Below are 20,700 nucleotides of genomic sequence, written 5' to 3'. Positions count from 1 at the left end.
TCCCAGGAGGGGAACGGGAATCGGAACCCACCCCTAACCCCTCCCAGGAGGGGAACGGGAATCGGAACCCACCCCTAACCCCTCCCAGGAGGGGAAGAGCGGGAAATGGGGAGAATTATCCCGGAAACTAGTGTGTATTTTGATACATATTTTGAGGAATTTATACGTAATCAAAGTACCTACTCGCCCCTTTGTAAAAAACCTACCCTTATGAGCCGTCGGGATCCCCCTCCCGTCCCCCGCGCGGAAGGGGGAAGCCAGAGCAACCATAGACTTTTTGTTCATGGGGTCTATTGTTCCCCCCTTGTTAAGGGGGGTTAGGGGGGATCTCCCAGGGTGGATGAATATTGCTAACCAGCCACCGGCTACTATAGCGTTTTCCATATTAATGAAATACACACACCTATTTTTTCCCGATTCCCAATTCCCGATTCCCGATTCCCTACTCCCTACTCCCTACTCCCTACTCCCTATTCCCTGCGCTATAGCAATTTTCAAGTAATCATTTTCAATTAAAAAAATCTAAATATCGTCAAAGGAACACACTATATGGTTGCCACAAAAGACAGCAAAGACCAGATTTTCCAAGCCTTTGAGCAAATCCTAAAAGAGCGGCAAAACATTGACTCAAAAATTGCCACCAAAGAAGAAGAAGCGGAAAAAGCTAAAAATCAACAAGTCCTGGAAACTGCCTCAAACTATACCGTTGATAATATTGTCAAAGGAATGGCTGATTTACAGCTAGAGTTTGGCACCATCGTTAATGAATTGTCAGAAAAATTATCCTCAGAAGCCTCTAAACTTGATGAGCTAAAGCTGGCGATTAAAGTAGAAACTGAACACTTGCAATACCTTCAGCAAATTCGAGTTGTAGCTGATGCCTTACATTTGCTCAATCAAGAGCACCAAGAAAAGCTAAAATCCCTAGAGCAAAAAGCAGATCAACAGCGAGAAGAGATCGAAAAAGACCAAGAGCAAAAACGTAAGCTTTGGCAAAAAGACCAGGAAGACTTTGAAATAGCACGTCAAGAACAAAACGAATTATTGGCTCGGGAACGACAACGCCAAGAAGCTGACTATCAATACGAATTAGAACGTAACCGTAAAATTGAGACGGATCAGTATGAAGAACTGAGCCGTAACCAGGAGCGAGAATTGCAAGAGGCCAATCAAGAAAAAGAAAAGCAATGGTCTGAGCGAGAACAGAAGCTACAAGAATCTCAAGACCTGTTTGAGGAGTATCAACAGAAAGTGGAAGCTTTCCCTGCTGAGCTAGATGAAATCGTTAAAAAAGTAAAAGATAAAGCCATTAAAAAAGTCCAAAACGACGCTAAAGTACAGGCTGATTTACTAACCAAAGGCTGGGAAGTTACTCAACAGGGTTATGACGTTAAAATTCAGTCCCTGGAGCAACACATAGAAAAACAAAATAAACAAATTGAAAATCTCTATAGTCAGCTACAAGAGACCTTGAAACAGTCCCAAGCCCTGACCTTGAAAGCTTTTGATGGGTCTTCAAGAAGCAAGGATCAAAATTAGTGAATAGTGATATCAGTTCAGAAATTGTCAAATAGAATATAACCTTGAAAGTATGACACGCAAACCTAACAGCAAGAACACCAAAGCAGAAATTTTAGAAGCTTACAAGGAATTACTAGCAGAACGAAATGCTTTGGAAAAAGAAATGAAGCAGATGAACAAAACGCAAACTCCTCAAGTATCCACGGTGGAAAAAAAGCAAACTAATGGATCTGTACCAGCAAAAGTCATGAAAGACAAAATGATGTATACCCTTGACAGCCTGGTTAAGCTGCAATTAGGGTTTGGGAGTAGTGTCAGTGAGTTGTCGGAAAAACTAACATCAGAAGCGGCTAAGCTAGAAGAATTACGAACAGCGGTTACTGAGGAAACTCAACAACTTGCTGAACTCCACAATTTATCAGAAATTCAAGACGATACCTTAGATACCTTAATCGAAACCTATCAGAATAGCTCTAAAGCTTTCGATGAAGAAATTTACCAAAAACGGGAAGAGTTAGAGCTGGACATTAATCAGTTAAAACAATCCTGGTACAAAGAACAAGAGGAACAGCAACGAGCTATTAAAGAACGGAATGAAGAACAAAATAAAACCCGTAAGCGAGATGCTCAAGAGTATGATTATAATTTAGACCTACAACGCAGCTTAGATCAAGAAACCTACAACCATAACCAAGAACGTTTATACAAAGAATTGGAGGAAACGAGGCAACAACAAGAGAAACAATGGGCAGAGCGGGAAAATGCGATCGCAGAGCGAGAGAAGCAGTTTGAAGAATTAAAAACTAAGGTAGAAGCCTTCGACCAGGAAAAATCAGTTGCTATCAAAAAAGCCCAAGAAGAAGGCAAAGCGATTGCTAGCCACCAGGTCAAAATTCAAGCCGACTTACAGAATAAGGAATTAGAAGGAAATAATCGTGTCTATCAGCTAAGAATTGAATCCCTGGAACAGACAATAAAAGAATCCTCAGCACGGATACACAGTCTTTCCCAGCAACTCGATACTGCCCTCAAACAAGTTCAGGATTTAGCGGTCAAGGCAATTGAGGGTGCTTCTAATATCAACTCTTATCAAGCCCTTAAAGAAATTGCCTTAGAGCAAGCGAAAAATCCAACTAAGGGTAAATAAGGATAAAAAAGAGAAATATTTTAGTGGTTTTGAAGGTTGACGACATAGTGTCGTTAACCTTCAACTATAAATAGTCAACCAAAAGTTATCATTGACACACGTAAAATACTCCGGAGTTGTATCATCAGTAATATTGGGTCAAAGCGCTAATCAACCGATGGAAACAATTTCGGTAGGTGGCGACTCGTGATCACAAGCTTGCTGACCAATCTTGAGCTATGGAGCGCGTTCGCGTAGCGTGGCCTACGGCCAATCGCTTCCATTTTTTTTTGGGTTGTCAGGTCAGCAAACACATCCTAAGTTGTCAATTTCGGTATCAGTGTTCTAGTCAATGGTTATGAACGTAATCAAAGAAATTCGGGTGTTACTGATTGAGAGGGGTGATTTGACGCAGTTAGGTCTCAGAAAAGTCTTGGAGCAGTACAAAGAAGTCAGTTTGGTGTCTCAAGTTTCTAGCTTGCGTCATGTGGCGGCCTTTTTAAAAAAATCTAACCCGGACATAGTAGTCATTAATTTAGAGCATTCAAGCAATAGTGATGCGTTATTGCGGTTAGTCAGAAATTGGAAAGTGGCATTTTTTCCTAACATATTGCTGCTATCTTGGGACACATCAGAAGAATTTGTTATAAGCGCTTTTGGGGCTGGGGTAGATTCCTATTATCTAAAACGTATCAATTTTCCTAAAACTAATGTAGACACCAGTACTTTCTTAGATGCTTTAAAAGCTACCTATGAAGGGCAACACTGGATTGATCCAGAAATAGCTGGTTATCTCCTAAAAAACAGTATCAAGTCACCCGGCAAGAATTTTTCTGGGATTACTTTAATCAATTCCTGTGAGCCTGACTATTATCAGATTCTTAGGGAAAATCCACTGACTGAACGGGAGCTAACTGTCTTGGAATTGATCGTAGCCGGTTATACAAATGACGAAATTGCCCAGCGATTATTGCTAGGTCTTGGCACAGTTAAAACTCACATTCGGTCTGTGCTGTGGAAACTGTGCTGTGACGATAGAACACAAGCAGCAGTACAAGCACTTCGCAGTGGTTTGGTGAAGTAGATACCAAGATTCGGTGGATGCATCTTTTTGTTGTAAATCTATAACTGTTGGGGCGGGGGCGCGGGGAGGGTGGGGAGTGTGGGAACCCACCCCTAACCCCTCCCAGGAGGCAGGGCTGTTTCAAACTTTAATAAGTTAACGATTATTGGAGATAGGGGGATAGGGGGATAGGGGGATAGGGAAATAGCTCAAAATTTTCCGAAAAATCCCCAAATTTAGTCATTAAAATCTGACTAATTAGCCGGCTTCAATCAACTCAAATGACTAACAATTCGTGATTAGGCTTTTGAGTATGGTTAGATAAATTTGGCCAAAATCACGACTATTCGTCCAAAATTCTCCCCATCTCCCCATCTCCCCATCTCCCCATCTATTTTTGGCCAGAATGAAACAGCCCTACTCCCAGGAGGGGAATATGGGGAGTGTGGGAACCCACCCCTAACCCCTCCCAGGAGGGGAATATGGGGAGATGGGGCAGATTTTTATTAAGGGTAATTATCCTGACATGATATTAGTGCTTAGCAATTATTGATTAAGGTTTAATTGTTAAATTTTCATGCTTTAAGTTTAGAATTAAGCAAAATAGCTGATTAACCACTAAGCACTAACTCCTCTACCTATAGGTTGGGTTTCAGCGTTTTTTTTGTTAAGTTTTTTTTATTTTATCAGAGTTTTATTAAAATTCAGTTTATTTATCTATTCCTTTTGGACGAGTAACATTGTGAGACTGTTGGGGAGCTGTGCCAATGATATTGAGAGGTTAAGTAATTGTAATCCTTGAGGTGAAGCAATTACAATCATTTAGCTTATTCAAAATGCTCCTTAACTCAGTAACATTTATTAATTAAAATAAATTGAACTATTCCTCTAGGATCGCTTTTGCGGTTTAAAAATTTTCTGTATCACAATAAGAGTCAGAAAAATTACGGAAAGAAAAATCCACCATGGTGAACAAGTCCTCTGTTGCGATGTCACCTCGTCAACAACAGCGTTGGAAAAGTAAAGAAACTATGTTTGCTAAGTTGCTTGCTAAGTTGTTTGCTCAGTTGAAGCAAGTGCCCTTGGGCTATTTAATGGTCATGGCTGCGATCGCAATGGCATTGGATCTCTATATCAGTACCTCCGTCACTCCTTTGATGGGTGTATCATTTTTGATGTGTCTAGTTGTGGGAGTGAAGTGGATTGGAGTCCAACCTAGTAATTCTGGGAATCAAATTCAACGGCTAATCAGGAAATATGGTTTAGGAGCCTGTCTTTTCCTATTCGCCTTTCTGTGGTTTATGTTGGACTTTACAGCAGCGCCAGCCCATGCCCAGTTTTTCAGAGTCGCAGAAGAGTGGCTAACTACTGCTATTCCTGAAGTAGACGCCGCTTTGGTGTCCCTGGTGTTTAACGTTTTACGAGCACTATTCCTAATTTATTTAGGCATTTCATTGGTAAAAGTCGTCAATGCTGCCCAACAAGATGATGACTGGAAAACCCTAGCCCGTACTCCAATCATCATTTTGATTGTAGTTACCTTGGGTGATCTTTTAGCCACCTACATCACTGGCCCAGCGGCATAAACTACGCGCTTATCTAATTTGCCTGTTGAGTTTTATCTAGCTGAAGGGATGAGTAGTCAGGGTTTTATTGAGATTGAAAGTTTTTTCAATCACTGATAGGAACGCAAGTCTGATCCAAAATAGCTTGACCTATGGCAAATAATTCAGAGCAACAATTCCGTCGTGTTAACCGAACTCTTGATGAAAAACCGAAAATTGGTCCTATTCCAGCCGATCAGTTTATCCCCTGGGCAATAATTTGGGCAATTGCCTATTACATCGTCAAGGGGGTACTAGGAGCTAGTTGGGTATGGACATCTTGTTTCGGAGTTTGGGGTATGTCTACTTGGTGGGTGCTAACTTCCTCTAGCCATTGGAAATTTCTTTCTAAGTTTATACCTGTACCTCAATGGACAAGAGGAATGGGTAGATACCAAAGGCTTTTAGACGTTAAAAGGGAAAAAGCAAAGGGCAAAGGCTAAAAAGTATGACAACCACTCAAGCTTACGATCAAGCTAAACAAAAGATGGGAAAGAAGCGGGTTGATGTAGGAAATGGTAAAAATAAAACCTTAAAGCCGTTCGAGGATGACTGTAAGTTAGCTAGTTTCCTAGAAGTCAGACTGGATGGCTCTGATGTTGGGGCATACATTCTCAGAAAAGGAGAAGCTTCCTATAAATTTGTGTTTGGTTTTGAATGTCGAGGCATTCACACCACCTTACGCCAGGAGTTAATTGACCCGGTGTTTGATGCCATCGAAGCTGGGTTAAAAGATTTCCCAGACCAGGAAACCCTCACGATTCACCTAAAGTCTTTCACTGATGACACTGATAGACAAAACACGTTGAGTCAGCTGATCAAGGGGACAGACTCTAACGAGTTAAAGTACCTAATCATGGGAGAAAAGAAGCGAATTCAAGACTTGACCAAAGGGGGAATTAGAAAGCCAAAGACGTTGTATTTATTTGCTACCTATACCGTAGAATCAGGTCGAGAGGGAGCATCTGATAAAATCGAAGAATTTTTGATGACAGCTACCAAGTGGTGGAATGGATTCATTGGCAAGCTGGATGAGTATGAAAAACAGCAGATCGAGAGAGTGATAGAGATTGCCTTTAATAATGGCTATCAATTTTGGGAAAGGCTGTTGAGCAATCAAATGGGTCTATCGATTCGCCCTCTTTCTGCTCAAGAGTCTTGGAATTATGTGTGGCAGCGATTTAATGATACACCACCTCGTTCAGTTCCGCAGTTGCTTTCCTTGACTGAAGCTGGAGTTACCGAGGAGGTTTACTCAGAAATCCACCCGGTTTCTCTGTTAATGGAAGACTATACCGCTATTCCATTTGCTGATCGACGTTGGATTAATCTCAAGGAGAAGTATACCGCAGTCATGCTCTTTTTAGACAAGCCTGAGGGGTGGAGGAATAAAGAATCCCAAATGCGCTATCTCTGGCAAGTCATGGCAAAAGATGAGGTCTATGACACCGATTGTTTTTGTGAGATTTCCAAAGCGAATATTAAAACAGTAACCAGCAAAATGCATTCGCTGACGAAACAGGCAAATGTCTCCTCAAAATATGCAGAGGAGAAAAATACGATTAATGTTAAAGCACAATTAAATATTCAGAAAAATGTCGAGGCTCAGGCGGCTATCTATGAAGGGGCCGTGCCATTTAATGTCTCAGTTGTTTTCTTAGTCCATCGCGATTCTCCACAAGATTTAGATCAGGCGTGTTATACTTTAAAATCTTATTTTCCGCCACCAGCTTGGATGGTAAGGGAGACCGAATATCCTTGGAAAATCTGGCTAGAAACCTTGCCAATTTCCTGGAGCAGACTCTTAATGAGTCCATTTAAGCGATCGCATACCTATTTAAGCCATATTGCACCAGGGTTAATGCCAGTAGTCAAAACCCGGACAGTGGATAGAACGGGATTTGAATTAATCTCTGCTGAAGGAGGTACGCCAGTTTTTATTGACTTATTCAAACAGCATAAAAACCTAGGTATTTTCGGAACCACCCGCAGTGGAAAATCTGTTTTGGCATCGGGAATTATTACCCAAGCCTTGGCTCATGGTATCCCCATCTCAGCTATGGATTATCCAAAACCCGATGGCAGTTCTACCTTTAGTGACTACACCGCTTTTCTCGGGGATAAAGGAGCTTATTTTGATATTGGTCGAGAGGCAGTTAATCTTTTCGAGTTGCCCAATTTAAAGGGATTAGATGCTAAACTACAACAAGAGAGACTTACAGAATACAAAGAATTCTTAGTCGAAGCACTAATGCTAATGGTTCTTGGCTCCACGACGTTTCATGACCGGACTTATACGGATAACATCAGAGCCATGTTAAGCTTAGCAATCAAAGCCTTTTTTGATGATGATCAAATCCATGACCGTTATGTAGCAGCAAATATCAATGGCTTAGACTCTCAAGAATGGCAATTAATGCCTACCCTTGCGGATTTTATTGATTTTTGTTCTTTAGAGAGATTGCGAGTTACCTCTGTATCTGGAGATATCCTTCAAGGCTTGGATCAAGTAAAATTGCGACTGAGGTATTGGATAAATAGCCGAGTAGGAAAAGCGATTAGTCGTCCTTCTACCTTTAGAAGTGATGCTCAGTTATTAGTCTTTGCCTTACGGAATATTAGTAGTGACGAAGATGCTGCACTACTTTCTTTAGGGATTTACTCAGCAGCCTTAAGACGTTCTTTAGCCTCACCTGTGAGTATATTTTTCATCGATGAAAGTCCCATTCTGTTCCAATATAATTCCATTGCTGAATTAATTGGCAGATTGTGTGCTAATGGAGCCAAAGCCGGAATTCGGGTAATTTTATCGGCTCAAGATCCAGATACTATTTCCAAGTCTCCCAGTGCAGCGAAAATTTTTCAGAATATAACAACTCGCTTAGTAGGGAGAATTCAACCAACAGCAGTAGATAGCTTTGTCAATATTTTGAAATATCCTTCAGAGATTATTAACAAAAATGCCACAGAAGGATTTTTTCCTAAACAAGAAGGAATGTATTCTCAATGGTTACTCGATGACAATGGGATTTACACCTACTGTCGATTTTATCCCGGTTCAGCACTGTTAACAGCAGTTGCTAATAATCCTGAAGAATCAGCAATTCGTCAGACAGCAATGCGCTTACATCCCCAGGATAAAATTATGGCTATGCATTATGCTAGTAAAAAAATGGCAGAAATGCGTAATTCAGAAGTCCAAGTCGTCAATTCAAAGTTACCCGAGCCGAGAGCCAAAGTTCGACTTCAAAATTAAGCTGAAAAATAGTATATAATTTAGGTAAGTCAGGGATACGCTTTTATAGCGCTACGCGCAAGTCAGAAGTTAGAAGTCAGAAGTAAAAAGTAAGCTTAGACTTACGTTTCGGAGTTTAGGAATGTCCTAATCTCAATGCGTAGTGCTATATGGTTTAGCTTTCATTTTTAACTTTTCAGCCTTCAGCATTTTTTCGTAACTATTCAATTTAGGAGTTCAATCATGGCGAAAAATGTGACCAAAACTTGGATACAGTTGTTAATTATTAGTACGCTAATTACAGCAGTTCCTAAACCCGCCTATGCTTCTGGTGGAATTGTGGATAGTTTTGTTGACTCCTTTGTTGAGGAATTTCAGAAGGTTAAGTCTTACTTTACAAATTTCTTCGATGAATTTACCAATTTACCAGAAACCATAGACAACGATTTGAAATCAGCATTGGAAGATTCCATGGGAGTTTTAGGTCTCCCCGATGTGGAAGACGTCAGAGCGTCAATTGAGGAAAGTCTCCAAGAAAGCGATTACCCAATTTATGAAGGAGACAAACTTGCTAATGAAGTAGAAAGGCAAGTTGCTAGAGCATCAGCGTCTCGTGTTCTGAGTCAAGAAGGACAGGAGCAGTCAATCCAGGAGCTAAAGCAAATGCAGGATACTGTTTCACAGGTACAGCAATTAGCTCAAACAGCTCAAAATGAGACAGTTACTCAGAATGTGATCAAAGAAGTCGCTCTTCAGAATGCTCGTCAAGCCGCCATACTCGGCTCCTTGCAAGCCGCTACTGTTGAAGAAGCGCAACGACAAGAAATTTCTAACATGCTCCAAAGCAATATCTCTCGTGCTTTGGATGGACAAACTCAGGCAGATCAATACCAAAAACTGGGCGCTGGTATGGAAACTTTGAGAATCACCTCGTTAAGTGGCTTGTTTTAGTTACAGGACTTACGCACAGAATCCATGGGTAGGGTGGGCAAAACCTTGCCCACCCTACAGGTAGCTGTTGATCGTTAATTGTTAATCGTTAACCGTTAACCGTCAACAGTTATCTGGATCCAGAATTTTACAATTATTTATCGATTCTGAACTCACGCACTTAGCACTTAAAACTTATTACTCCTCACTCACAACTATTTCTCCTATGTCTCCTTGGTCTAGCTTACCTGCTTGTCCCTATTCCTACCTTCTTTGTTTATCACCATGTGTAGCGATCGCCATGTCTGTTCGTCCTTATATTCCGGATTTCCTCCGTCTGCCGATCTCTGCGAATTCTCCATCTACCCACTCTCCCCAATGTCTCCACTCTGGTCATCCCATCGCTAATGACGTAAAGAGGTAATCATTAAATGATAGTCACCCCCAACTTAATTGCTCAATTTAGTAATGGAGCCTCCCAGATTATCCAAAATGGTCGTACCGGACAAATTGCGATCGCAGAAGCCATGAATGAGCTCTGGAGTGAAGTCCTCGGAGGTGGGTTGTATGCTGTGATCGCTAAACTGGGGGTGTTTTTTGCCGTGGGAAGCTTAGTTCTATTCATGACTCAATGGGCAAAAGCCTTAATAGAATACGATGAGCCAATTATGTGGTCTGAGATCATCTGGCCCTTATTAGTCGCAGTTTTGTTAGCGAATGATGGGGCAATGTTAGCCAATGGCACCCAAGGACTCAGAAGTGTAATCAACAATACCTCTAATTCACTACTGCAAAACACATCTGCCAGAATTTCTTTGCAAGAATCATACCAAATTGTGACAGAAAATATTGGGGCGAAGGCGGTTATTGATTCCTTGGTTTCTCAATGTGATTCTATCGTCGATGTTCAACAACAGGTGGATTGTTTAACAAATGCAGAGCAACAAGCACGGGACTTTTCTAAAACGTTACCGACATCTGAACAATGGTTCGATAAAATTGGTTCATTGCTTAACCCTCTGAATGTTACTGAACGAGTAGGCTTTGCCTTACAAACGGCAGTAACGGGTTGGTTAATGTCGATTGGTATGGCATTTCAGTGGGTAGCAGAAGTTTCGATGTTGCTAACCGGACTATTAGGTCCATTAGCGGTAGGGGCCACATTATTACCTGTGGGGGCTAAGGCAATTTACGCTTGGTTAATTAGCTTTTTCTCCATCGGTTTAGTTAAAATATGCTACAACATTATTGTTGGCTTAGTCGCCACATTAATTGTTAATGCTGAGAGTTATAACCCATTAGTTTTTGCTTTTGTCGCTGGATTAATTGCCCCCATCCTAGCGTTAGTATTAGCCGCTGGAGGAGGTCTAGCTATTTTTAATAGCTTAAACTCCTTCAGTGCTTTTGTATTAGGAGGCTTGAAATAAATGGAAAGCACGACTAGTTCTCCTCAGAATAAGCTAAAATTTCTCCAAAGAGGTAAGAAGAGTACTTGGTTATCCAGTTTCAATGTGACGGATAGTCTGGGGATTATCTTAATCAGCAACTTTGCTTACAATACCTTAATTCTGTTTTTCCTAGCCCTGTTGTATGGCGCTCAAGCAAGGCTAGCTAATAAGCCAGCTCCTTCCTTGGTGCAATTGAATACTGGTGAAACCACTGCCGTAGAAGCCATTGGGAATAAAGAACGGACACCAGAGGTAATTAAAGCATTTACAATTAAAACCATGAGTGACCTGTTTACTTGGACAGGGCGATTACCTGGAAAAGATGGCGTTCCCTTTTCTAACTTAGACTCTGATCCAGGAGTAGAAATTCAGGGCAAAGGTAGGCGTCGAGGTAAAATATCTACTCAAGCCTGGAAAGCTAGCTTTGCCTTAGCCGATGATTTTCGTGATCCGTTTCTCCTAAAGTTAGTAGACTTAACGCCATCCAACGTATTTAAGGGTAAAACACAATTTGCTTTTGTCCCCCAATTTGTCAGAGAACCTATTAAAATAAAAGAAGGGGAATGGACAATCGATTTGGTTGGCACCTTAACCGTTCTAGATACTACCAATAATTTGCCCACCTATATTCCCTTCAACAAACAGATTCATGTCAGGGCAGTGGAGCCTCCTAAGTATTCACCAGCCATGGCAGACGATAGTCTACCTCCAATTATTGCTAAGGCGAGAGAGAAAGGTTTGGAGGTAGTTAGTATCAAAGATTTAGACTCAAAATAAACCTGAATCCTAAGTCCAATAGTCCTGATTATAAGACTCCACTAATCCGTGCATCTGTCCGTGTTTATACATCCGTGTTGTGCGACTAATGACTACAGCAACTGGAATAACTACAGCAACTGGGAGAAATTATGAAGCTATCAGATATCAAAGACTTTGATGTCCAAAACCTGGAACATAAATCTGAAGAAGAAATTAGTAAAAAAACTCTGATTCAGCAGAACAGTGGTGCAGAGAATACCGCCCCGACATGGACAGAAGAATCCTTAGCTGAGTTGCTAAAATTTGATACTAGTTATGACCAAGAACAAAATCCTACAAGTCAGGGTGTAATAGCATCGAATGATGGTACCGCTGATTTAGATCCAGACTTAAATGTTACCCAACAAGAATTCGCAAAATCCGGTTGGGCAAAAGGCGCTTCCGTTGGTGCAGTAACTGGGTCAATTGCTGTAGTCGCCGGATTAGTTTTTACAGGGATGACCTCCTTGTCTTCTAAGAAGAAATTGGTCGAAAAAGTTACTCCAATTCCCACCAGTGTTGAGAAGGAATCGGAAAACGCGACCGATTCTGAAATCGGACGACTGAAGACTGAATTAGCCCTAGCCAAGCAACAAAAACAGATTCAAGCCATTCAAGAGAAAAAAAGACCAAAAACAACCATAGAGCTTGCCAAGTCAGAAGAACCCCCATCACCGAAAACAGCTCCACCACCTCGTCCTAGGCCAGCAGTGCGTTCAGCACCACCCCCTCCTGTGGTAAGAGCATCAACCCGTCCAGCACCCCGTCCAGTACGGCAACCGGTGATAATTCGTCAAGCTCCCCCACCACCGCGTCCAGTGCAGCAACCAGTAGTAATTCGTCAAGCTCCCCCACCCCGTCCAGTGCGGAGAGCACCAGTGCGGAGAGCACCAACACCACCCCCTGTGGCAAAAGCACCAACACCTCCTCCACCTCCTCCAGCCCCAGCACCAAAGATAGATCCCATGGAGCAATGGCTGGCTTTGAGCCAACTGGGAAGTTATGGTTTGAGTTCTGGCAATACTCCAGAAGCGCCAGAGCAAAATGTAGCGATGATGGAACCAAGCCCACAAACACAACCAGTAGCCCAACGAAACAATGGGATCAGGGGACGCTCTACTATTGCTAATACATACTCAATTCCAGCTGTACAGAGAGTTTCCAACTCTCCCAATCCTCCCCAACCCCTCAATGGATCTCCCGTTATTTTTGCTGATCAAGTTGCTATCTCAGAAGAAGCCAGTATTTTAGCTGGCAGAGCAATCAGACGGAAGCTATTTTCCTTTGGTCAAGAAGCAGCTGGAGAATTAGTGACACCAATTGTTTGGACAAAGTCGAACCTATCTCGAAATTCTCAACAACCAAATTTGGATGAACGATTTGTGGTGCGTCTGAGTGAGCCTCTAGTGGATGAAGATAACCAAGTTTTGCTCAAAGCTGGTACCAAAATTGTCTTTCTCTGTGACATGGTTGATGACAGTGGACTAGTGAATAGTGATGCGATCGCATTAATCATCGATGACCAAGAATATCAGTTACCCCCAGGAGTGATTAGTCTCAGAGGAAATAAAGGTAATCCCATGGTGGCGAATGTCTGGGATCGGGGTTCTGATGATATCGCCAAAAATGACATGATCGCCTTCTTGTTTGGTTCTGCTGCCAAAGTAGGAGAAGTACTCAATCAACCTGAACGGAGTCAAATTATCACCTCCAGTGGTTTTGGCTCAAGCCAGTCTAGCACCTTCACTAGTCGAGACCGCAACCTCTGGGGAGCAGTGCTTGAGGGAGGGTTTAAACCTCTTGCTCAGGACATTGTAGAGCGTAATGCTTCAGCAACACGCCGACTACAAAATTTGCCCAAATTGTGGTATATGGGTGCCGGGAGTTCAGTACAAGTTTTTGTCAACAGACCCTTTGAGTTGTAGTAGCCTGTCTTCTGAATTCATAACCCTGAATTCAGAAGACAGACTTAGCTGATAGCTGAGGGACTAGATCAAGACAATACTTATAGCAATCGAAGTAAAAGTTAAGACATATTTCTGTTCCCTGTTGCCAGATCCGCTGTTCCCCCCTTAATAAGGGGGGTTAGGGGGGATCCTTGTTCCCTTTAAAACACAATAGTATGTCGTAAACTATACTTCCATTGCTATAAATTTTGACAGTATAATTTTTTATTTTAGGAGCTTATAAGTAGCCATGAATAATTTTTTTTCAGCCTTGCAAATTCAATTAGGTCAAGAGTTAAAAATTAAACCAGCCAAAACTCAAATTCTTTTACTATTTGCTTTATCCCTTTTTCTAGCTAAGCCAGCTTGGGCAGATCCTGGTAATTCAGCTATAGCAGTGAAACGGGTAAGTCTAACCTCTTCTGGGCAATCTTCAGTGCCTCAAAATAACCCATATCCAGTAGCCTTGGCTCCAGGATATGGGGTAAATATCAGTTTCATTTCTACTGGGGAAGTTATTGAAAAACTCTGGATTGATAATCCCTCATTCGTTGCTGTTGATGTCGATGGTTGCTTAGATAACTTAGTTGCTAAAAAAAATTGTGAGTATAATCAGGCAACTGTAATTCATTTGCGCCGCATTGAAGAACTTGATATTCCTGGTATCCCAAAGACAAATAGCACACTTTTGACAGTAGTTACTCGTTCTGTTGAGGGTAGGCAGATTTACCTATTTAACGTGACTCCAGCTGACCGACCTAGCGAAGTAGTCATTGAATTTAATAAACCTACTCCTTCCGTAGATTTTATAGTCGTCGATGCCATAGAGCGGGGGATCTTTCGAGCAACCTTACAAGGACTGTTAGTCAAGGGTTCACAACTCCATAGAAAGTTAGATAATTTCGTCGTTTTTCTCAAAGACGGTCAGACTATTTCAAATGCCGCCACTCAAGCCGGTATTTCTTTGGAATTGGCCGATAAATTGCAAAAAATGGGTCGTCGTCCAACTGTTCCAACAGCCATTTCACAAAGAGATGAACAGAAAGACACCATTGAAGTCCTAACTAAAGAAGTCGTAATCCAGGAGAAAAAGAATGAGCAGTAAGCATCAGATAAAATCAAATAAAAAGAAACCTTGGTGGCAAAAGGATAACCATCGGCGAAAAGCATTTATTCTACTCTATTGGTTCGTCACTGGCTTAGGTCTTTGCTTTGTACTTTCTGGTATTCTTATTGCCTCTGGATTAAGAATGCCAACAGCGGTCGCAACTCTTACTCCTGTTCAAAACAGTAAACTACCAGTAAAAGAAACGAAAATTGAACCCAAGGTAGAAGCACAAGTAAAACCACACGTAAAACCAAATGTAAAACCCAAGGTAGCATTAAATGCTGCAAGTTATCCTCTGCAAGACTATGTCCCAACCACAGCTTGGGAGGGGACAAAACTACCAAATTGGAATCAAGTCACCTTCGGAACTTTTCCCGGTATTTCTCAAGGGGGTTCTTTTCAAGCGTCTTCAGACGTGATTCAAGCCGTAGGTTATGACCCATCAAGGACATGGTTAGCTGGTCAAACACCAGACCAATATATGAAATTAGGAGACTTTCAGCAGATATTTGAGCTACAAAATTTTAGCTTGAATAACATTATGTCCCTAACCGGATTGGACTTAGGAAATTTGTCCTTAGCAGATTTTGGGTTAATGAGCTCCCAAACCTTAGGTAGCTTAGTAGACGCCATCCCTGATTTGGAGAGATATACTATAGAACAGCTGCAACCAGTCTTTGGTTTACTATCCATCAATTTGGCCAGTAGCTTTGACCCAACAGAAACCTTAGGAGACTTTTTAGCATTCTCACCCCACCTCAGAGACCTTTCCTTTGACACCCTTGACCTATCGGTTTATGGCTTAGATTCCCTACCTGGTATTGATGTTGCTCCCCTCGCTGCATTTAAGGATTGGCAGAATACCAATATCGCTCAAGTTCCTGGCTTATCCCAAGTACAATTTTCCCAATTTCCCAATCCGATTCAAGCACAAGGGAGCGCCATTGGTATTTTGGATATCGCCTTTGGCATAGCTGAATCTCAACGCAATAATACCATTTCCGGTAGTGATCAAGAAGGATTTAAAGTTCCCTGTGAAAGTGAATGCGCTCATATCGAATTAGCTGGTCAGCCAAGTATCAAAGGTAAGCAGTGGATTAGTGGTAAATATCAAGAAGTTCAGGGAGGTTCTGGTTTTTTAGGACAAATAAATGATGGGATGGAACCCACTGGTAGACATCCCTTTGGCGATGCCTTTAAGGTAGTGGTTTGGGATACATCAGAAACAGAAGGCTCTGCTGGTACAGCCTTGTTTTTCCGCTATTGTGTCCGTAACATGTTTGTGGATTTAGGTTGTACACCCTATTTCATCGGTCCTGTACCATTTCTGTCCTACCAAGAGCAAGATCCAATCTTTTTAGGCTTACTTTAGTCATTAGTAATTTGAAAATTGTTAATTGTTAAGCTGTTCAGCATTTAGATTGGTATACCTAAATTAATCAAAGGGAACAGGAATCCCCCCTTCCCCCCTTAGTAAGGGGGGAAGGGAACAGGTAATCACCAATTTGAATGCACATCAGCTTACAGGACTTACGCAAAACTAGGCTAAAAATACGATATAGCATTTATTGATTTGGTGAGGTATACAGGATTTTCCCCCTATTCCCTATTCCCTATTCCCTGTTCCCTATTCCCTGTTCCCTATTCCCTAAAACCCAGGACTCTGTACATCGCCCAATTGAAAACTGCTATAGTTTTCAATTTTAAATTTTAAATTTTCAAAGAAAAATGAACCAGAATACAAATCACGTTATTAGTCTACCTCCGGGATTAATTTACCAGCAACTTACCAAAGAAAATCTTATAGATTTTTCCCAAACTAATCAGGGAATCACCATCACCAGCTGTTTGATCGCTTTGGGTTTGCTAGCGATAATACCGGATGGCAAGAAAGGTCAATTAGCTACAGGCTATTGGGGAGGTAAAAAGGAGAAAAAAGCTGCTCGTAAAAAAGCTCAGACACAGATGGCTAATGTTTCCAGAAACTCTATTGCTCTCTACGTCGGCACTCCCGAAGACATTCAGAAGCGTCAGGAGCAAGAATGGATAAAGCAGGGAAAATTGAAAAAGCAACGGAAACCTGAAGCTTTCAATTGGTTTAAGCCTGCTACCGAGTCCTTATATCTTCCCGATGCCCAACGCGGGATTGCCGCTATTGGAGCCAGTGGTTCAGGGAAATCCTTTTCAGTCTGTGACCCTCTAATTCGTTCATCCCTTGACCAAGGATTCCCCACAATTATATATGACTTCAAATATCCAGCGCAAGCAAAACGAGCCGTAGGTTATGCTTTAAAAAGAGGCTATAAGGTACATATTTTTGCCCCTGGTTTTCCGGAGTCAGATGTCTGTAATCCCTTGGATTTACTCAAAGATGAAGAAGATGCGATCGCAGCCGGTCAAATAGCCCAAGTCATTAACCGAAATACAGATTTAACTGGCGGAAAAGCCAGTGGCGATAAATTCTTTGAAGATGCCGGGGATAGTTTAGTCGAAGGAATCTTTTTGTTAACAAAGGCAGTTGGCACCTTAGTAGAAAATCAGCGATATTGTGATATAATGACAGCTCAGGCAATTTTAAGTTTGCCTGAGCTAGTCAGCCGATTGGAATTTGCTTCCCAGGAGAAATTAAATGTTTGGACGACTCGCCCCCTATCCCAAATCATTAGTATCAAAGAAAGTGAAAAAACCGTAGCCGGGATTATCGGAATTGCTCAGAGAACCTTCCAAAAATTCTTGAAAAAAGACTTTATGGGAGCATTTTGTGGAAAAACCACCTTACCTTTAGATTTAGAAGGAAAACAACTCATCGTCTTTGGGTTAGATCGAAATAACCGGGATATTGTCGGACCACTATTAGCAACAATCCTCCATATGGTTATTAACCGGAACGTATCCCGAATTAAACCTCGAACAGACCCTCTAGTTGTTTCCCTAGATGAGCTACCAAGTTTGTACTTACCCCAGCTGGTAAACTGGTTAAATGAAAACCGAGAAGATGGGTTTTGTGGTATTCTAGGTTATCAAAACTTAGGACAATTAGAAAATAGGTATGGCAAAGAGCTGACCAGAGCTATTCTAGGAGGTACAGCTACAAAGTTCATCTTTAATCCCCAAGATCCAGACTCCGCTAAAACCTTCTCTGACCTATTAGGAGAGTTTCAAATTCATTTCAAATCCAAATCCAAGAGTAGTGGCACAGGGGGCAGTTCTCACTCTAAATCCGATCAAAAAAACAAGCGACCACTTTTAGAGCCCGCTCAGTTTATTAAATTACCTACTGGTAAAGCAGTGATCATCAATCCCGCTTATCAAAGAGCCAAAGAAAGCTATGTGCCTTTGTTAGAACAAATTCAAATTCCTGAATCTGATCTTAAAGAGCAGGAGTGGTCAGAAAATTTATGGGAGAGTATTCGAGACCATTTAATTAAAGTCAAGAGAGCATCTCACCGAGTTTCTAATCAGCAAAGGGTGCGTCAACTTAAGGAGAGAATGGCATTAGTAGAGCAATTATTTCCATTGCCAACAGATGGAGCTAGACAAGCACCAGCATCATTTTCTCCTACCCCAGCACTAATACCAAAATCTGGATCTAGCTCATCCACGGCAACTTCTCATTGGCCTCCACGTCTATCTGATCAAGATGTCTCACCAGACCTTCTGGAAGGAAGTTTTTAATGAGTTACTTTGTTAGACCTTACAGGTTACAGGTTACAGGTTACAGGTTACAGGTTGCATGTTGTTCGCGATCGCGTGGCCTTTTGGCCAAGGTTACAGGTTACAGGTTGCCATCTGATAACTTGAAAATTGTGTAATTGGAGGAAGCCATGTTTTCTAACTATAAAATAAATCCTGTAGAGGATTTAGATAGGGCAACAAATAACTTATCGGATCTACCCTCATTACCCATCGACTATTTTCCTAATGTGATTGAGATTTTTGATCAATATGGATTATTAGCTGGCGTAGTGGTGTCCAAAGGCATACCCTATGAAATGCCTAGGCACAACGATCAGGTCAGTGACTACAATGCTTGGTATTTCGATGGGCAGCTTTGCGTGTTTTATCGAGGAAAAAATATTTTGCTTGATCGCACTCAGAACTTGCAGCACCGAGCAGCAATTTTTGGAGCCTTAGGCTTGGGAGCATTAGGAGTTTAAAACCATGGCAAAAGTAACAATAGTCAGTGAGTCCTATGTATCCTCTTTACAAGGACAATACCAAGGTGTCATTTCCAAATGGTCAAGTGGACTGGCAGCCTTTAGGCAAAAGCAGCAGCAAAAGCAAGAACAAAATCGACAGGGTCAACAACTCAATGGTCAGGTATACAATAGTAATCAAGAGCCTGAAATCCAAATTACCGACGGTGATCAAGTAGTCTATGGTAAAGATGGAGATAGGTTGGTCAATGACTTAAACTCAGACATCATTGGTCAGTTGACTTTAGCCAAAGAGTCATCTGTAGGAGAGATGGTTGGGGTCACCAATAAAAAAGTAGAATTGGATGGAATCGTTATTTTACAAACCAATGATGAAGGTGTTGTAAAGGTTAACGCTTTTGATGAACAACAGCTACAGGGGCAACAACAAAAGGTATATAGTCCAATTCAACCACAAAACCAACCTTTAAAACCCAAAGTCCAACCCGTAAAAGCTAATACTGAAACCAGAGGTGGATTATATTCAGTACGACGGTCAGTGCAGGCTTTAGAGGATACACCACTAAAGCAGTTTTTGCAGTCCCAGGTTAATGAGATGCGTATGCTTCGTAGTGCTCAAAAACAAAAACAAGAAGCTATGCAATCGGAGTTTCTATCTGAATTAATTGAAGCCCGAATGCTTCAATCAAAGCAGCCTAGTTGGTGGGAAAAGGTCGTTTCACCGATTTCAGAAAAAGTAGAAAAATTCAAAAATGCTGTGTCTAATTACCATGAAACATCCCGTCAAAAAGAAGCTGCTGCTACCTTAGTCCGCTTAATCAATTCCCAAGCATCACCAGGACAAGATACCTATGAATCAGCAGAGTATACGATTCATCGCGAGGATAATTCCTATGCAATGAGGGACAAAAAAGGTAAGGAATTGATCAAGTTTCGCGCTGGTGCTCTAGGGGTCACTGTACAGGGAGAAACCAAACTTAGTGAACAGCAATATCAAGAAATTTCACAGGTAAAAAAGCAATTAGATTGGGGACAGAAACCTGAGGGAAAATTTCGGCAATTAGGAGCTTCTGAGGCTGACTACTTTAGCCGTGTCAAGGCAGTTGCAGATACATTGGTCGAGTATGCCCAATCACAAGGAAATACTGTCCAGGTTGAAGGTAAACTCAACTACAACTGGAGAGCAACTCCCAATGGCGATATCACAATTGCCGCTAAGGACAGACGAGGAACCATCTTTTCACAACAGAAAGGACAATTCATGTCCCAGATGACACAACGGGATTTATCCTACTTTGAGCAAGCCTTAAAACCCTTAATGAGCCAAGCGCCACAACGCCTAGTTCAGCCCTCTCGATCATCAGTGCAGTCTCTAAAATCTCAAAGCCTAGGTGCTCCTAACCCCTTTGCTCACTCCAGTTTAACAGCACTGGCTTCAAGCAATGGACAGGCTTTTCAACCCCCAGCTAAAACACCTATATCGCAACCGATTAATCTCAAACAGAAATCAAAGGAGCTATCTTTGTAAGGCTTTTTGTTAACTGTTAACCCTCAACAATAAACCACCTGAACTATAGCATTTTTAATCTTAATGAGGTACACTAATTTTTTACCTCTTGCCCGCCCCCCTTCCGCGCGGCAGGGCTGTTTCAAACTTTAATAAGTTAACGATTATTGGAGATAGGGGGATAGGGGGATAGGGGGATAGGGAAATCAACTAAAATTTCCCGAAAAATCCGCCAATTTAGTCATTAAAATCTGACA

17 protein-coding genes are annotated in these 20,700 nt (G+C 41.6%); 16 read left to right on the top strand and 1 reads right to left on the bottom strand.

Going from position 1 to position 20,700, the window contains the following annotated elements:
* Positions 1-549 precede the first annotated feature (549 nt).
* The 7 genes from F6K51_RS29300 to F6K51_RS29270 all read left to right on the top strand — a co-directional run bounded on the left by F6K51_RS29300 (position 550) and on the right by F6K51_RS29270 (position 9,500).
* Positions 550-1,539, top strand: coding sequence for a hypothetical protein (locus F6K51_RS29300; RefSeq protein WP_293026834.1), 990 nt, complete (start codon positions 550-552; stop codon positions 1,537-1,539).
* 52 nt (positions 1,540-1,591) lie between these two features.
* Positions 1,592-2,668 (top strand): hypothetical protein, encoded by a 1,077-nt coding sequence (locus F6K51_RS29295; RefSeq protein WP_293026831.1) that lies wholly within the window; start codon positions 1,592-1,594, stop codon positions 2,666-2,668.
* Between the two features lie 337 nt (positions 2,669-3,005).
* Positions 3,006-3,731: a response regulator transcription factor gene (locus F6K51_RS29290; protein ID WP_293026828.1), complete on the top strand. Its 726-nt coding sequence runs from the start codon at positions 3,006-3,008 to the stop codon at positions 3,729-3,731.
* A gap of 944 nt (positions 3,732-4,675) precedes the next feature.
* The gene (locus tag F6K51_RS29285) at positions 4,676-5,296 is read left to right on the top strand and encodes a hypothetical protein (RefSeq protein ID WP_293026825.1); all 621 of its coding nucleotides are present in this window, start codon (positions 4,676-4,678) and stop codon (positions 5,294-5,296) included.
* Between the two features lie 131 nt (positions 5,297-5,427).
* Positions 5,428-5,757 (top strand): hypothetical protein, encoded by a 330-nt coding sequence (locus tag F6K51_RS29280; protein WP_293026822.1) that lies wholly within the window; start codon positions 5,428-5,430, stop codon positions 5,755-5,757.
* A 5-nt stretch (positions 5,758-5,762) separates the two neighbouring features.
* Entirely contained in the window at positions 5,763-8,570 is a 2,808-nt protein-coding gene (locus tag F6K51_RS29275; protein WP_293026819.1) for a hypothetical protein, read from the top strand.
* Between the two features lie 222 nt (positions 8,571-8,792).
* Positions 8,793-9,500 carry a hypothetical protein gene (locus tag F6K51_RS29270; protein ID WP_293026816.1) on the top strand — a complete coding sequence of 236 codons (708 nt, stop codon included), beginning with the start codon at positions 8,793-8,795 and terminating at the stop codon, positions 9,498-9,500.
* Positions 9,501-9,718: 218 nt separating this feature from the next.
* Here F6K51_RS29270 and F6K51_RS29265 read toward each other — a convergent pair whose 3' ends face one another.
* Complete coding sequence (locus F6K51_RS29265; RefSeq protein WP_293026813.1) at positions 9,719-9,841, bottom strand: hypothetical protein; 123 nt, start codon at positions 9,839-9,841, stop codon at positions 9,719-9,721.
* Between the two features lie 69 nt (positions 9,842-9,910).
* Between F6K51_RS29265 and F6K51_RS29260 the strand changes: the two genes are divergently transcribed.
* From F6K51_RS29260 to F6K51_RS29220, 9 genes are all read left to right on the top strand, one after another.
* A complete protein-coding gene (locus tag F6K51_RS29260; protein WP_293026810.1) occupies positions 9,911-10,906 on the top strand; it encodes a hypothetical protein in 996 nt (331 codons plus the stop codon).
* A complete protein-coding gene (locus F6K51_RS29255) occupies positions 10,907-11,704 on the top strand; it encodes a hypothetical protein (protein ID WP_293026806.1) in 798 nt (265 codons plus the stop codon).
* Between the two features lie 131 nt (positions 11,705-11,835).
* On the top strand, positions 11,836-13,650 hold the full coding sequence (locus tag F6K51_RS29250) for a TrbI/VirB10 family protein (protein ID WP_293026803.1): 1,815 nt from the start codon (positions 11,836-11,838) through the stop codon (positions 13,648-13,650).
* A gap of 271 nt (positions 13,651-13,921) precedes the next feature.
* The gene (locus tag F6K51_RS29245) at positions 13,922-14,776 is read left to right on the top strand and encodes a hypothetical protein (RefSeq protein ID WP_293026800.1); all 855 of its coding nucleotides are present in this window, start codon (positions 13,922-13,924) and stop codon (positions 14,774-14,776) included.
* Positions 14,766-16,151 (top strand): hypothetical protein, encoded by a 1,386-nt coding sequence (locus F6K51_RS29240; protein WP_293026797.1) that lies wholly within the window; start codon positions 14,766-14,768, stop codon positions 16,149-16,151. The genes F6K51_RS29245 and F6K51_RS29240 overlap by 11 nt, the downstream gene beginning before the upstream one ends.
* 204 nt (positions 16,152-16,355) lie before the next feature.
* Positions 16,356-16,493 carry a hypothetical protein gene (locus tag F6K51_RS29235; RefSeq protein ID WP_293026794.1) on the top strand — a complete coding sequence of 46 codons (138 nt, stop codon included), beginning with the start codon at positions 16,356-16,358 and terminating at the stop codon, positions 16,491-16,493.
* Positions 16,494-16,507: 14 nt separating this feature from the next.
* A complete protein-coding gene (locus F6K51_RS29230) occupies positions 16,508-18,454 on the top strand; it encodes a type IV secretory system conjugative DNA transfer family protein (protein ID WP_293026791.1) in 1,947 nt (648 codons plus the stop codon).
* A 149-nt stretch (positions 18,455-18,603) separates the two neighbouring features.
* On the top strand, positions 18,604-18,936 hold the full coding sequence (locus F6K51_RS29225; protein WP_009149093.1) for a hypothetical protein: 333 nt from the start codon (positions 18,604-18,606) through the stop codon (positions 18,934-18,936).
* A 4-nt stretch (positions 18,937-18,940) separates the two neighbouring features.
* Entirely contained in the window at positions 18,941-20,464 is a 1,524-nt protein-coding gene (locus F6K51_RS29220; protein WP_293026787.1) for a hypothetical protein, read from the top strand.
* The last annotated feature ends 236 nt before the right edge of the window (positions 20,465-20,700 follow it).

The organism is Moorena sp. SIO3I8 (assembly GCF_010692325.1).
In the GTDB taxonomy this organism is placed as follows: Bacteria; Cyanobacteriota; Cyanobacteriia; order Cyanobacteriales; family Coleofasciculaceae; genus Moorena.
This window is presented reverse-complemented; position numbering and strand designations above follow the sequence as displayed.

Excerpts from the sequence above, each read along its gene's own strand:
- F6K51_RS29300 (WP_293026834.1), top strand. The coding sequence starts at position 550 with ATGGTTGCCACAAAAGACAGCAAAGACCAGATTTTCCAAGCCTTTGAG.
- F6K51_RS29295 (WP_293026831.1), top strand. The coding sequence starts at position 1,592 with ATGACACGCAAACCTAACAGCAAGAACACCAAAGCAGAAATTTTAGAA.
- F6K51_RS29290 (WP_293026828.1), top strand. The coding sequence starts at position 3,006 with ATGAACGTAATCAAAGAAATTCGGGTGTTACTGATTGAGAGGGGTGAT.
- F6K51_RS29285 (WP_293026825.1), top strand. The coding sequence starts at position 4,676 with ATGGTGAACAAGTCCTCTGTTGCGATGTCACCTCGTCAACAACAGCGT.
- F6K51_RS29280 (WP_293026822.1), top strand. The coding sequence starts at position 5,428 with ATGGCAAATAATTCAGAGCAACAATTCCGTCGTGTTAACCGAACTCTT.
- F6K51_RS29275 (WP_293026819.1), top strand. The coding sequence starts at position 5,763 with ATGACAACCACTCAAGCTTACGATCAAGCTAAACAAAAGATGGGAAAG.
- F6K51_RS29270 (WP_293026816.1), top strand. The coding sequence starts at position 8,793 with ATGGCGAAAAATGTGACCAAAACTTGGATACAGTTGTTAATTATTAGT.
- F6K51_RS29265 (WP_293026813.1), bottom strand. The coding sequence starts at position 9,841 with ATGGAGAATTCGCAGAGATCGGCAGACGGAGGAAATCCGGAATATAAG.
- F6K51_RS29260 (WP_293026810.1), top strand. The coding sequence starts at position 9,911 with ATGATAGTCACCCCCAACTTAATTGCTCAATTTAGTAATGGAGCCTCC.
- F6K51_RS29255 (WP_293026806.1), top strand. The coding sequence starts at position 10,907 with ATGGAAAGCACGACTAGTTCTCCTCAGAATAAGCTAAAATTTCTCCAA.
- F6K51_RS29250 (WP_293026803.1), top strand. The coding sequence starts at position 11,836 with ATGAAGCTATCAGATATCAAAGACTTTGATGTCCAAAACCTGGAACAT.
- F6K51_RS29245 (WP_293026800.1), top strand. The coding sequence starts at position 13,922 with ATGAATAATTTTTTTTCAGCCTTGCAAATTCAATTAGGTCAAGAGTTA.
- F6K51_RS29240 (WP_293026797.1), top strand. The coding sequence starts at position 14,766 with ATGAGCAGTAAGCATCAGATAAAATCAAATAAAAAGAAACCTTGGTGG.
- F6K51_RS29230 (WP_293026791.1), top strand. The coding sequence starts at position 16,508 with ATGAACCAGAATACAAATCACGTTATTAGTCTACCTCCGGGATTAATT.
- F6K51_RS29225 (WP_009149093.1), top strand. The coding sequence starts at position 18,604 with ATGTTTTCTAACTATAAAATAAATCCTGTAGAGGATTTAGATAGGGCA.
- F6K51_RS29220 (WP_293026787.1), top strand. The coding sequence starts at position 18,941 with ATGGCAAAAGTAACAATAGTCAGTGAGTCCTATGTATCCTCTTTACAA.